The sequence below is a fragment of the Burkholderia sp. PAMC 26561 genome (genome assembly GCF_001557535.2).
Taxonomy (GTDB): domain Bacteria; phylum Pseudomonadota; class Gammaproteobacteria; order Burkholderiales; family Burkholderiaceae; genus Caballeronia.
Genome location: NZ_CP014307.1, coordinates 693,612 through 706,289 on the forward strand (window position 1 = coordinate 693,612; position 12,678 = coordinate 706,289).

Genomic DNA, 12,678 nt, shown 5'->3' on the forward strand with positions numbered 1-12,678 from the left:
TCACGCGCTCCTTCGAATCATCAGCTTGTGCGGCAGCACCACGCCGGGCACGTCTGCATGCGGATCGCGCAGGCGCTTGAGCAGCAGGTTCGCCGCTGTCTCGCCGAGCTCGCGCATGGGCTGCGCGACCGTTGTAAGCGGCGGGTCGATTTGCGCGGCGACGGCGATGTCATCGAAGCCCATCACCGCCATGTCGTCGGGGACGTGCAGGCCAGCGCTGCGCAAGCCGTTGATCACACCGATTGCCAGGGTATCCGACACGGCGAACACGGCCGTCGGACGGTTGCGTCGAAGGCGTGCGAGCGTGTGTGCGGCGGCTTCGCCCGCGGCGTAATCGAGCGTATCAAGGTCGATGTGCCATGCCGGATCGGCATCGATACCCGCCGCGCTCAATGCATCCCTGTAGCCTTCCGCGCGCTGCCGCCCGTACAGATAACCGTGGCCCGAATTGATCAGCGCAATCTTCTTGTGACCGCGGCTGAGGAGATGGCGCACGGCATCGCCGGCTGCCTTGTGATTATCGATGCCTACGTAGGGCACGCCCGCCGCCGGGTCGAACTCGCAGCATGCGACCCAGGGGAGCGCCGATGCTTCTTCGGCGAGGGCTTTTTGCACGGCGGCCGGGTCCAGGCAAATGGCGCCGTCGGCGCGGCGGCCGCGCAGCAAGTCGAAGTAGCTGCGCTCGCGGCCAGGGTCCGCACCCGTGTCGCACAGCAGCATGAAGTAGCCGTTCTGGCGCGCGATGCTGTCTATGCCTTGCACGATCGCCGAGTAGAACGGGTTGCCGAAGTCCGGGACCATGGTGAGCAGCAGGCGGCTTTCTGCAGTGCGCAGGTTGCGGGCAAGTTCGTTGACACGGTAGCCACTCGATGCGATCGCCGCCAGGACCCTTTCGCGGGTCGGCTCGCGCACGTTGGTGTGGCCGTTGAGCACGCGGGAGACCGTTGCGACGGATACGCCCGCCTTCCGCGCGACATCGGAGATCGAGATTTCATCGGCGATGCGAAACGATTCGGGCATGGGCGAGGGTTTTCGTTCGCACGATGGGGGGATGTAATGGATTACATTATTGGGCGGGGTTGGGGGGTTAGCGATAGGGACAAACGCCAAGGGTGGGGCGTTGGCACTTGGGTTTTTTGAGGGGTGGACTTGGTGCTGGGTTGCTGCTTTTTACGCTGACGCGCGGTTTATTTTGGCTGATTTCTTTAGCACTATTAGCCACTGTCCGTGGCGGGACTTCATTTCTTTTTCCAACGGCGAAAAAGAAACGAAGCAAAGAAAACGCCTCTCCACCGATGGCTCATAAGTGTCCCGAGCGTGCACATTTATCTGTTTGGTACTTCAGAAGAACGCTCGACGCCGCAATCAAGAACACTTGAAACCCTCCCCCTCCGTCAACAGCAGCCCACACGCTTCGCCACCAGTGTGGGAATCCGTTAACCAGGCTTCCGCGCTACGCGCACTGGCGCCCAAACGAAGGTTGGCGGCACTGGTTTACAGGTGCCTGTCCAAGGAAATTTATGGCCCACCCCGCGTTGAGGGCGCAATGCGGAGTGAAACTCCCTATCGCACCAGGCTCGGTTTCTTGTTGTGGAACTTCCAGTTCGGAATCAGGAACTGCATCGCTACGCCGTCATCTCTCGCCCCAAGCCCATGCTGCTCGTAAAGCGCGTTCGCCTTCGCAAGCTCATCCATGTCGAGTTCAACGCCCAAGCCCGGTTGCTCCGGTACCCTCACCTTCCCCCCAACGATTTGCAGCGGTTTGCGCGTCAGGCGCTGGCCGTCCTGCCAGATCCAATGGGTATCGATCGCCGTGATTTTTCCCGGCGCCGCCGCCGCTACTTGCGTGAACATCGCAAGCGAAATGTCGAAGTGGTTGTTCGAATGCGATCCCCATGTAAGTCCCCACTCGTTGCACATCTGCGCAACGCGAACCGAACCCTGCATCGTCCAGAAATGCGGGTCGGCAAGCGGGATATCGACGGACTGCAACTGGATCGCATGGCCCATCTGGCGCCAGTCAGTCGCAATCATGTTGGTGGCAGTCGGCAAACCCGTCGCACGGCGGAATTCGGCCATGACTTCTCGTCCCGAATAGCCGTTTTCCGCGCCACATGGGTCTTCTGCGTATGCCAGGACATGGTGCTGGTCGCGGCACAGACGGATCGCCTCGGCCAGGGACCACGCGCCGTTCGGGTCGAGCGTGACGCGTGCCTTCGGAAAGCGTTCAGCCAATGCAGTGACGGCTTCGATCTCGGCATCGCCGGAAAGGACGCCGCCCTTCAGCTTGAAATCGTTGAAACCATAACGCGCCTGCGCCGCTTCGGCGAGCCGGACAACGGCTTCGGGGGTCATCGCTTCTTCAGTGCGCAAGCGGTCCCAGTCGTCGTTGCCATCGGTGCCGCTCGCGTACGGCAGATCCGTCTTGTTGCGGTCGCCGATGTAGAACAGATAACCAAGCATCTCGACTTCGTCGCGTTGCTGGCCTTCGCCCAAAAGCGCCGCGACCGGTACACCGAGGTGCTGACCGAGCAAGTCGAGCAGCGCGGCCTCGAGTGCCGTGACGGCGTGGATCGTGGTGCGCAGGTCGAAGGTTTGCAGACCACGGCCGCCTGAATCGCGGTCGGCGAACTGGGTGCGCGCCTTGTTGAGGATCGCCTGCAAATTGCCGATGGATTGACCGACAACCAAGGGGCGTGCGTCGTCGATGGTCTTGCGGATCGACTCGCCGCCCGGCACTTCGCCTACGCCGGTGTTGCCGGCGCTATCGGTGAGGATCACGATGTTGCGCGTGAAGAACGGACCGTGCGCGCCGCTCAGGTTCATCAGCATGCTGTCGCGGCCGGCGACGGGAACGACGCGCAATTCGGTGACGGTCGGGGTGGCGTTGGGTTTGACTGAAGTCATCGACATGGTATTTAAGACCCGAAAAGGTGAAGGGATCAAAGCGCTTTGCTCGGTATGTGGCCGCCCATTTCATCGCGATTGATCCGGCGGTTACGTGTCAGGAAGCAAGCGGCGGCAGCAATCAGTGAAGCGAAGCCGAGGCCGTAGAGTCCGCCCGTGATCGAGCCGGTATGTTGCTGCAAATAACCGAAGGTAGCCGGCGCAAAAAAGCCGCCGAGATTGCCTACCGAGTTGATCAACGCAATCACGCCGGCGGCCACGCGGGCATCGAGGTAACCCTGCGGAATCGGCCAGAACAATGAAGCAGCTGCCTTGAAACCGATCGCTGAAAAACAGATCGCGACAAACGACAAAACCGGATTCCCCGACGTCGATGCAAACAGTCCGCACGCGGCTACGACCAGCGCGGCGGCAAGCCATGCTTGCTGAAAGCGCCATCTGGCGGAGAGAAGCGCGAAGCAATACATTGCGGCCATCGCGATCAGCCACGGCACCGCGTTGAACATGCCGACCTGGAAATCGCTCAGTCCGCCCATCTTTCGAATGATGGTCGGCAACCAGAACGTTGCCGCATAAATGGTCAGTTGGATTGCAAAGTAAAGCAGGCAGAAAAGCAGGATCTGCGGGTCCTTGAGAAGCTTGAGCGTGGGCAGATGGTGGCCGCCGCCCACCGCTTCGCGCTCGGCCTGTTCGTTCGCGATCGAACTTGAAAGCGCGGTTTGCTCAGCAGGACTGAGCCATTTCGCGTCGCTGATATGCGACTTGAGCAGCATCCAGCTCACGCCGCACAGCACAATCGAGAATCCGCCTTCGATCAGAAACATCCACTGCCAGCCGTGAAGCCCGAAGCCGCGAATGGAGAGAAGCGAACCGGTGATCGGACCCGACAGGACCGATGCCAGCGCCGAACCGCCGAGGAACACGGCAACGGCCTTGCCGCGCTCTTTCTGCGGAAGCCATTGCGTGAAGTAGAACACGACGCCCGGAAAGAACCCCGCTTCAGCGATACCGAGCAAGAAGCGCAGCACGTAGAACGACGTGTCGTTCCAGACAAACGCCATCGCTGCCGCGACGATGCCCCACGTCCCCATGATCCGCGTCAGCCAGACGCGTGCGCCGTATCGCTGCATCAGGACATTGGAGGGCACCTCGAAGAGCGCATAGCCGATGAAAAACAGCCCGCTTCCCAGGCCATAAGCCGCAGCCCCGATGCCGAGATCCGCCTGCATGTGCGAATTGACGAAGCCGATGTTCACCCGGTCGATGTAGTTCGCAATGAACATGATCAGGACAAGCGGCAAGACATGGCGCTTTACCTTCGATACAGCCGATTCGAGCACATGGTTTGTGGGCGTGTGTAAAGCGGGCGTCAAGATTGTCTCCAAATGTGCCGTATCGACGGCTCTGGTCTTACTCGGAACGCCGCGCGCTCGACAGCCGGTTCAAAACCAACAAGTCGTCTATATGTCGTCTGACGACAGTCTACTCTTCGGTGAAAATTCGTCCAATGTCGTGTTTACCCTATCCGGCTAACTAACAGCAACAGGGCCATAAGCAATATACTCGCTCAAACGCAAAGTTCGCCGCAGATGAACTAGGACGTCTGATGACAATTAACGTAGATGTCTTTAGCTGGAGACGACATGGAAACCCAAACGGCTGCAAGCGCCGCACAACGCAATCCCGGAACCGCAGATTCAAGCCTGACCGGTGAAAACGAGATCTACTCGTTAATCACGCGCAGACTACTGCCCGTGCTGCTGACAGCGTTCTGCATCGCCTACCTGGACCGCATCAATGTCGGTCTAGCCAAGCTCCAGATGGCCTCCGATCTCGGTTTCAGCGACGCGGTGTACGGATTCGGCGCGGGCATCTTCTACCTTGCGTACGCGATCTTCGAAGTACCGAGCAACCTGATCATGCATCGCGTGGGCGCGCGCCGGTGGATCGCTCGGATCGCGGTATCGTGGGGACTCGTCTCCATGTGCATGCTGTTCGTGCGCACGCCCGCGTCGTTCTATGCGCTGCGATTGCTGCTCGGCATGGCCGAATGCGGCCTGTTTCCAGGCATCATCCTGTACCTCACCTACTGGTATCCGGCTCACCGGCGCGGGCGCATCGTAGCCCTGTTCATGGCCGCCCTGCCCATTTCCGGACTGGTCGGCGGCCCGCTTTCAGGCTGGATCATGCAGCGCTTTGCCGGCATGTCCGGGCTGCACGGCTGGCAATGGCTCTTCTTCATCGAGGCGCTGCCGGCTGTTGCGATCGGCGTGGTCATATGGTTCGTGCTTCCTGATCGCGTGAACGACGCCAGGTGGCTGACCGACGATCAAAAGCGCGTGATCGCGCGGAATATCGCAACCGAAAATGCCGAGAAACCAAGCGCGAACACCAGCAGCGTGTTCACCAATCCGCGCATATGGCTGATGAGCCTGATGCTCTTCGCGTTTGCTACGGGAAACATGGGCATCAGCTTCTGGTTGCCGACCATCGTGCAGCGTGCAGGCCATGGGAGCTCGCTGAGCGTGGGTCTCCTGACCGCCATCCCTTACGCCTTCGCCGCAGTTGCAATGATCGCGTTGTCGATGAGCTCCGATAAACGGCGCGAACGCCGCTGGCATCTGGCGCTCCCCGCGTTTGGCGGGGCCGCGCTTCTTGCGTTGAGCACGGTCTGGAGCAACGACCTCACGATGACGATCGTCACCATGACCGCAGCCTCCATGTGCGTGTTTGCAGTCGCACCGCTGCTCTGGGCCCAACCCACTGCCTTGCTGAGCGGTAGCGCCGCGGCCGCCGGCATCGCTATGATCAGTTCGCTCGGCAACCTTGCCGGCCTGTTCTCGCCTTCGTTGTTCGGTTATCTCACCGTGCGCACGCACAGCACGTCGGCCGGCATGTTCTTGCTGGCAGGTTTCATGCTGCTGGGTGGCTTGCTGTCGCTGGTCACGCCAGCTCGTCTGGTCAACAAGTAAGTCTGGTCGAATGACTCCGTTCATCGCAAAGCTGGAGCCGCATACATGAGCATCCTCACCGAAAAAGTCATTGCAACCGTGTCCGGCGATATCCAGCGCGGCACGCTGCGCCCAGGCGACAAGGTTCCGACTGAAGTCGCGCTGATGAAGCAATTGTCGGTCAGCCGTTCAGTCGTGCGGGAAGCGATGTCGCGCCTTCAGGCTGCGAAGATAGTGGAGACGCGTCACGGGATCGGCACGTTCATCCTGGATGCGAACCAGGCGGAGACGTTGCGTTTGCCGGCATCCGACCTGTCGGACATGCTGGATGTCATGGCCATCATCGAGTTCCGCATCGATATGGAAGCCGCAGCGGCGGGTCTTGCCGCGGGCAGGCGCACGCAACAGCATCTGAAACTGATCGATGCAGCGCTCACGCGCTTCGAGGCCGAGCTCGAACGCGGCAGCACGGACGTGGTGGCACACGACGTGGAGTTCCACATCCAGATTGCACGTGCGAGCGGGAATCGTTATTTCTTCGATGTCCTAAGCCAGCTAGGCCGTGCAGTAAGTCCGCGCACGCGGCTGGGATCGACGGAAATTGCGGAGCTTGACCGTGTCGTTCATCTTCGCAGCGTCCTGGCGGAGCATCAGCAGATTTACCGGGCGATCGTGCGCCAGGATGCCGACGATGCCCGCGCCGCAATGCGGATGCACCTGAGCAACAGCCGCGAAAGACTGCGGCGGGCGCACGCGCAGATCTGAAAAACCAAATCCGCGGTGCAAACGGGAAACGGGCGCATACTACGTCCCCGCTCCCTCCCGTCCCGTTCAATGCCCGGTTATCTGACCAAGCAGCAAAACATCACCGTCACGGGCGTCGACGACCTCATCATCCGTTCGCTGCTCGACCTGCAGCAATTCTCCGACCCTTTGGGCGACGCCGAACGCATCGGCATCTCGTCCGCGATGTGGCCGCTTTTCGGCATGCTGTGGCCATCGGGCGCGCATCTGGCCGCGCGGCTCGCGCTGCGTCCCGTGCTCGCCACCGAGCGAATCCTCGAAATCGGCTGCGGCCTTGCGCTCGCGAGTCTTGTGGGGCACCGGCGAGGGGCGGATGTCACGGCAAGCGATTGCCATCCGCTGACGGCAAGTTTCCTCGATGAAAACCTGCGCCTGAACGACCTCCCGCCGATGAAATACCTGCACGGCAACTGGTCCATCCCCGAACTTGCCGGCACGCTGGCAGATACGGCGGGACGCAGTATCGTCAATGGCCGTTACGACCTGATCATGGGCAGCGACCTGCTCTACGAACGCGATGCCAACGCGACGCTTGCGGCGTTTATCGGCTTGCATGCGTTGCCTTGCGCCGAAGTCTGGATCGTGGACCCTGACCGCGGCAACCGCGCCGCGTTCAACCGGCAGATGGGCGACCGCGGCTTCCGGATGCGCGAGGAACGCCTCGATCGCGTCGCCTTCCAAGAAACGGCCGCTTACAAGGGCCGCCTGCTGATCTACCGGCTTAATGACAACTGAACTGCCGCAACGCAGCAGCCTCAGCCAAACGTGAACGCATAAGCCTCCACGCCGGCGTCGAGGAATTCGATGCTGAACGTCCGGTCCTTCACATCGCCCGGTTGCCGCACGAGCTGATACAGGCGCTGCTCGGTTACCGTGCCCGTGCCGTTCGCGGCGACGTCGGTGCCGTGGGCGTCGCCGGGAGCGGCGCCGTCTATCGATACACGGAACCTGACGGGCTTGCCGTCCTTGCCCGGCCCAAGCACGAGATGCAAGTCCCGCGCGTGGAACCGATACACGATCGTCCCGTTCGATTGCGCGAGCGAAGCCTCTTGCGCGCCCACTTTCCATGCGCCGGCGAGTCCCCAGTCATTCAACGAAAGCTCGCCGGGCGCCGCGTACGTGTGGACCTTGTCGTGCGCCTCGCCGCCGTTCCCCGCGAAGTTTTCCGCTCGCTCATAACCAACGTAGGTTTCCGGTGACCGCATGTCGGCGTTATCGGCGGATTGCTGCACGCCTTTGGCGTCCGTGTTGGTAATGGCCGGGCCGACGTCGTTATGGCCGGCTTCCTTGAGCAACTGCTGGATCACTTCTTCGGAGTGCGCATAATCGCCCTCGCCGAAGTGATGAAAGCGAACTTGTCCCTTTGCATCGATAAAATAATGCGCCGGCCAGTACTGGTTGCCAAACGCACGCCAGATCGCGTAGTTGTTATCGATAGCCACCGGATAATCGATACCCAGGTCATGCACGGAACGTTTGACGTTATCGATATTGCGTTCGAACGCGAACTCGGGCGCATGCACGCCGATCACGACGAGCCCCTTGTCGCGATACTTCTCTGCCCACGCTTTCACATACGGCAGGGAACGCAGGCAGTTGATGCACGAGTAGGTCCAGAAGTCGACGAGCACGACCTTGCCGCGCAGATCCTCCGCGCTCAACGGCGCCGAATTGAGCCATTGGACCGCGCCGGATAGCGGCGGCAACTGGCCTTCGACTGGTAGCGGGGTGTCGAAGGTGGCGCGCATCATTGCGGGCGGCTTGGCCGTATCGGCTGTGCTTGGCGCGCTTGCCGGCGCTGGCGTTGAAGCCGGCGAAAACCGATCGACCAGCTTTTGCTCCAGCCCACCCGTCGCAACGGTCGAAACCCGCGCGAGCACGCCGGTATCGAGTCCGAGCGATATCGCAACAACGCCGAGCAACATCGCAGCGCCAATGCCGCGCCGGATCCACTCGCCTGCGCCCAGCGACCGTTTCATGGCTGCAAACACGCGTCCGCCGATCAGCAACGCCACCGCAAGCGATGTCGCCGCGCCCGCCGCATACGCCGCGAGCAGCAAGGTCGTGCCGACGCTCGCGCCGCGCAGCGCGGCGCCCGTCAGAACGAGACCGAGGATGGGGCCGGCGCAAGGCGCCCACAACAATCCCGTCGCGATGCCCAGCAAAAACGATGAACCTGCGCTGACCTGCTGTCCGTCCGCCTGCGCGAATTGCGTGAGACGGTTGCCTGCGCTCACGAACGGGCGCATCACGCGTTCAGCAAAACTCGGCAGCAGCAGCGTCAGGCCGAAGATGCCGAGCAACGCGACCGCGAGCCAACGGCCATACTGGTTCGCTTGTGTGACCCAGCCGCCGCCGACGGCCGCGAGCGTCGCCACGGCTGCAAAAGTAAGCGCCATGCCGGCGAGCAACGGCAATCCGCTGCGCACGAACGGCTGGTCCGCGCGAGAAAAAACGAAAGGCAGGACAGGCAAGATGCACGGACTCAGGATAGTGAGCGCGCCGCCAAGGTAAGCCAGGATGATAAGCAACATGGGCTAAGGATCTCGAAAATTAGGACTGTGCGGCGCTCAGGCGACACTCGGTTTGAAGTTCATCGCCAGGCCGTTCATGCAGTATCGAAGGCCGGTGGGTTTGGGGCCGTCATTAAAGACATGACCGAGATGGCCGCCGCAACGCCGGCAATGAACTTCAGTGCGCGACACCCCGAACGACAGGTCCTCGTGCGTGGCGACCGCATGATCGAGCGGCGCCCAGAAGCTCGGCCAGCCGGTGTGGCTTTCGAATTTCGTGCGCGACGAAAACGCATCGAGCTGGCATCCCGCGCACGAGAACACGCCATTGCGATGCTCCGCGTTGAGCGGACTGCTATAGGGCCGCTCCGTGCCTTCGTGCCGCAACACGTTGTATTGCGCCGATGTCAGCGTGCTGCGCCACTGATCATCGGTATGAACGACCTCGAACGTCTCGTTCGCGTCGGCCGCCAAAGCCGGACTCACGCCCGGGACATCGCGTTGCCTGAACGCGGCGAAAGCGGCTGCCGCCAACGTGCTGCTCGCAAATAAAAAACGGCGTCTGGTGGTCATGGTGTGCTCCTTGACAAGACTCGCTGCTTGAGCAAATACAACGTTTGACATGCGGATAAATACGCAAACACATTTGAAGCGCGTTTAATCCCTGACCGCGTGGAAATGTATTTGACTTGAAAACAGCCCGCGTTCAGATGCTTCTGTTAGCTAATTCGTCGTCAAGGCGCGGACGGTTACATTGCAACGATCGAAATTATCAATCGCCACGTTATATTTTATTAAATACAGCGTTACGCCTGATTCGGCGATGTGTCGTGCAGGGCGGGAGCAGAAATGAATTGCGCCCGGAACCGGGCGCAATCAACAAGCAGTTAAAGACGTTGAGCGGTCACTTGACCATGTAACCGCGCTCGGTCATGCATTCGCTATATGCGCGCCAATACTGGACCATGGGCGGCTCGGGCGGAGGCAGCGCGGGCATGGGGGCATCGGTGGATGAAGAACTTGCGTTCGCGACGGCGCGTGCATCGGAGGCGACGCCCGGTCTGGCGGCCGATGCCGATGCCGATCCGGACGCCATCACCGGCGCTGAAGCCGAAGCCGAAGCCTTGCCCGTAGCGGATGCCGGGTAAACCGCGGAAGCCCCGGAAGCCATCGCCGATGGCAACGGCGCCGCCACCGCGACCTGCTTCACGGCGCCAGGCTTGGTCGCCTGCGGTTTGATCGGCACTTGTGACACCTTCGCCATGTTCACGCCCGTGTGCTGGTTGGCGTAGCCATAGCACATGGCGTTATCGATACTCACTTGCGCCGAATTTTGACTGCGCATCGGAAACGCGGGCGGCTGCTGGGCGAACGCGCTTGCGCCCACGCACAACATGGCAACGCCGGCAAACAGGGAAACTCTCATAGCTCATGCACTCCGGAAACAGGATCGGCCTTACCCGGCCAGACCGCGCCAGCCGGACAGCCGGTCGGGCGCGGTCAAACGAGCTTTCACCATACTGTCGGTGCATCGGGCCCGTGCGAAAGACTATCGCCGAAATCCGCCAAGTCTTCGCATTTCTGGCCTGTTTCGCGTGCTGGACCGCTTTTCTTCGCGCGTCGACTCATGGTCCGTTGCGTGAAAACCCTTAAACCAAGGGAAACTTCGCTCGCATGAAGTCAATGTAATCCTGATCCAGCAGGGTGCGGCGCGCTTTTACAAAACCACGCGAATCATCGCCGATGAGATAACGCAGCCGGTCCGTGCCATCGGTTGCGGCCTCGTGGATGAGCGCCGCGACATCGTCCGCGCGAATGGTGCTCGCCGCGGCCAGCGCGCCAAAAGCCGCCGCCGTGCGTTCGACAAAACCATCGTAACTGCCAGGCTTTTCTTCCTGCACATGGCTTTCCAGCGAGCGAGCGTTGAAGTTCGTGCTGGTCACACCGCCGTGCGGGATCACGAGCTTCACGCCGATTCCCTGTGACCCAAGTTCATACGACAACGCCTCCGAAAATCCTTCCAGCGCGAATTTGCTGGCGCAATAGAGCGAGATCATGGGCAAGGTGAAAATGCCCGCACCCGAACTGACGTTCACGATCACTCCGCTTTTGCGCGCCCGGAAATGCGGCAGCACCGCGCGTGTGACATCCATGACGCCGAACACGTTGACGTCGAACTGCGTCTGGATGTCTTCGCGCGACAGCGCTTCGAACAAACCGTACTGCCCGTATCCCGCGTTGTTGACGAGCGCGTCGATCCCCCCGAACCGCGCGATGCCCGCATCGACTGCAGCGTGAATGCTGCCGGTATCCTGGACATCGAGGCGCGTGACGAAGACGTTATCGGCGGCAAGCGCCGCGTCCGGCTGGCGCATTGTCGCGATGACGTTCCAGCCCTTTGCGGCAAACAAGCCCACACTCGCCCGGCCAATGCCCGACGATGCCCCGGTAATCAAAACGGTCTTGCTCATGATCGCGAATTCCCTCAGTGGATGAAAAGACGCGATCACAATAAGGTCCGGTGATCAGTGAGACAATACGCACAGCGCTGCACGGGTTGATGCAGAAAACAGCACAATGAGTTCCAAATGAGCCGAACCGGCCTGACCGAGTTGAGCGCAGTGACGGCGGTCGCCGCGCATCGAAGTTTTCGTGGCGCGGCGGCGGAACTTGGCATGTCGCCATCGGCGTTGAGCCACGCGGTCGCGGCGCTGGAGCAGCGCATGGGCGTGCGGCTGTTTCATCGGACCACGCGCAGCGTCTCGCTCACCGAGGCGGGCGAGCAGTTTCTCGCACGCGTCACCCCGGCGCTGCGCGAAATCTCGGCGGCCATGGAAGACGCAAACCTGCATCGCGAAACGCCGGCGGGAACGCTGCGCATCAATGCATCAGAAGGTGCGGCGCTGGAGCTGATGCAGCCCGTCGCCTACGCGTTTCTCGCTCGGTATCCGGATATGAAACTGGATATCGTGACCGAGGGACGGCTGGTCGATATCGTCGCGGAAGGTTTCGATGCCGGTGTCCGTGTGCTCGACATGGTGCCCCAGGACATGATCGCGGTGCCGTGCAGCCGGCCGGTGCGCTTTGCCGTGGTGGCATCGCCCGAATACTTCACGAAGACGAAGAAACGCCGCCCCAAAGTGCCCGACGACCTGCTCGCGCACGAATGCATCCGCGCGCGTTATTCAAGCGGCGGCGTGTACAAATGGGATTTCGAGAAGCGCGGCGAGCGTATCCAGATCGATGTCAAAGGCGCTCTCACGCTCGATAACCATCACCTGATGCTCGACGCCGCGCTGAACGGCGCCGGCCTCGCGTGGCTGAGCGAATGGGCGGTGGGGAAAGACATCGCTTCGGGCCGCCTTGTACGCGTGCTGGAAGACTGGTCGCCGCCGGGTCCGAGGTTGTGCTTGTATTACCCGGGGCATCGGCATGTGCCGGCGGGATTGCGCGCATTTATCGATATCATCCGCGAGTTCAATCCAGCGCCGGCACGCGCCTAG

At 61.3% G+C, this 12,678-nt stretch carries 11 protein-coding genes; 4 read left to right on the forward strand and 7 right to left on the reverse strand.

Annotation, left to right across the window (positions count from 1 at the left end; genetic code table 11):
• From AXG89_RS18840 to AXG89_RS18850, 3 genes are all read right to left on the reverse strand, one after another.
• Positions 1-1,020, reverse strand: coding sequence for a LacI family DNA-binding transcriptional regulator (locus AXG89_RS18840; protein ID WP_062171580.1), 1,020 nt, complete (start codon positions 1,018-1,020; stop codon positions 1-3).
• 543 nt (positions 1,021-1,563) lie between these two features.
• Positions 1,564-2,913 carry a glucarate dehydratase gene (gene gudD / locus AXG89_RS18845; RefSeq protein ID WP_062171581.1) on the reverse strand — a complete coding sequence of 450 codons (1,350 nt, stop codon included), beginning with the start codon at positions 2,911-2,913 and terminating at the stop codon, positions 1,564-1,566.
• 29 nt (positions 2,914-2,942) lie between these two features.
• On the reverse strand, positions 2,943-4,190 hold the full coding sequence (locus tag AXG89_RS18850) for an MFS transporter (RefSeq protein ID WP_236873475.1): 1,248 nt from the start codon (positions 4,188-4,190) through the stop codon (positions 2,943-2,945).
• A gap of 360 nt (positions 4,191-4,550) precedes the next feature.
• On the opposite strand from AXG89_RS18850, the gene AXG89_RS18855 reads away from it, so the two are divergent.
• From AXG89_RS18855 to AXG89_RS18865, 3 genes are all read left to right on the forward strand, one after another.
• Positions 4,551-5,879, forward strand: coding sequence for an MFS transporter (locus tag AXG89_RS18855; RefSeq protein ID WP_062171585.1), 1,329 nt, complete (start codon positions 4,551-4,553; stop codon positions 5,877-5,879).
• Between the two features lie 45 nt (positions 5,880-5,924).
• The gene (locus tag AXG89_RS18860) at positions 5,925-6,623 is read left to right on the forward strand and encodes a FadR/GntR family transcriptional regulator (RefSeq protein ID WP_062171587.1); all 699 of its coding nucleotides are present in this window, start codon (positions 5,925-5,927) and stop codon (positions 6,621-6,623) included.
• A 69-nt stretch (positions 6,624-6,692) separates the two neighbouring features.
• Positions 6,693-7,397, forward strand: a complete 705-nt coding sequence (locus tag AXG89_RS18865) for a class I SAM-dependent methyltransferase (protein WP_062003377.1) — start codon at positions 6,693-6,695, stop codon at positions 7,395-7,397.
• Positions 7,398-7,417: 20 nt separating this feature from the next.
• Here AXG89_RS18865 and AXG89_RS18870 read toward each other — a convergent pair whose 3' ends face one another.
• The 4 genes from AXG89_RS18870 to AXG89_RS18885 form a co-directional block, all read right to left on the reverse strand.
• The gene (locus AXG89_RS18870; RefSeq protein ID WP_062171589.1) at positions 7,418-9,196 is read right to left on the reverse strand and encodes a cytochrome c biogenesis protein DipZ; all 1,779 of its coding nucleotides are present in this window, start codon (positions 9,194-9,196) and stop codon (positions 7,418-7,420) included.
• 36 nt (positions 9,197-9,232) lie between these two features.
• A complete protein-coding gene (gene msrB / locus AXG89_RS18875; protein ID WP_062171591.1) occupies positions 9,233-9,748 on the reverse strand; it encodes a peptide-methionine (R)-S-oxide reductase MsrB in 516 nt (171 codons plus the stop codon).
• 331 nt (positions 9,749-10,079) lie between these two features.
• Positions 10,080-10,601: a hypothetical protein gene (locus tag AXG89_RS18880; RefSeq protein ID WP_062171594.1), complete on the reverse strand. Its 522-nt coding sequence runs from the start codon at positions 10,599-10,601 to the stop codon at positions 10,080-10,082.
• A gap of 223 nt (positions 10,602-10,824) precedes the next feature.
• Positions 10,825-11,646: an SDR family oxidoreductase gene (locus AXG89_RS18885; protein ID WP_062172589.1), complete on the reverse strand. Its 822-nt coding sequence runs from the start codon at positions 11,644-11,646 to the stop codon at positions 10,825-10,827.
• Positions 11,647-11,763: 117 nt separating this feature from the next.
• Here AXG89_RS18885 and AXG89_RS18890 point away from each other — a divergent pair, with 117 nt between their 5' ends.
• A complete protein-coding gene (locus tag AXG89_RS18890; protein WP_062171596.1) occupies positions 11,764-12,678 on the forward strand; it encodes a LysR family transcriptional regulator in 915 nt (304 codons plus the stop codon).

Coding starts and splice junctions, on each gene's coding strand:
- AXG89_RS18840 (WP_062171580.1), bottom strand. CDS start 1,020: ATGCCCGAATCGTTTCGCATCGCCGATGAAATCTCGATCTCCGATGTC.
- gudD (WP_062171581.1), bottom strand. CDS start 2,913: ATGTCGATGACTTCAGTCAAACCCAACGCCACCCCGACCGTCACCGAA.
- AXG89_RS18850 (WP_236873475.1), bottom strand. CDS start 4,190: ATGTTCATTGCGAACTACATCGACCGGGTGAACATCGGCTTCGTCAAT.
- AXG89_RS18855 (WP_062171585.1), top strand. CDS start 4,551: ATGGAAACCCAAACGGCTGCAAGCGCCGCACAACGCAATCCCGGAACC.
- AXG89_RS18860 (WP_062171587.1), top strand. CDS start 5,925: ATGAGCATCCTCACCGAAAAAGTCATTGCAACCGTGTCCGGCGATATC.
- AXG89_RS18865 (WP_062003377.1), top strand. CDS start 6,693: ATGCCCGGTTATCTGACCAAGCAGCAAAACATCACCGTCACGGGCGTC.
- AXG89_RS18870 (WP_062171589.1), bottom strand. CDS start 9,196: ATGTTGCTTATCATCCTGGCTTACCTTGGCGGCGCGCTCACTATCCTG.
- msrB (WP_062171591.1), bottom strand. CDS start 9,748: ATGACCACCAGACGCCGTTTTTTATTTGCGAGCAGCACGTTGGCGGCA.
- AXG89_RS18880 (WP_062171594.1), bottom strand. CDS start 10,601: ATGAGAGTTTCCCTGTTTGCCGGCGTTGCCATGTTGTGCGTGGGCGCA.
- AXG89_RS18885 (WP_062172589.1), bottom strand. CDS start 11,646: ATGAGCAAGACCGTTTTGATTACCGGGGCATCGTCGGGCATTGGCCGG.
- AXG89_RS18890 (WP_062171596.1), top strand. CDS start 11,764: ATGAGCCGAACCGGCCTGACCGAGTTGAGCGCAGTGACGGCGGTCGCC.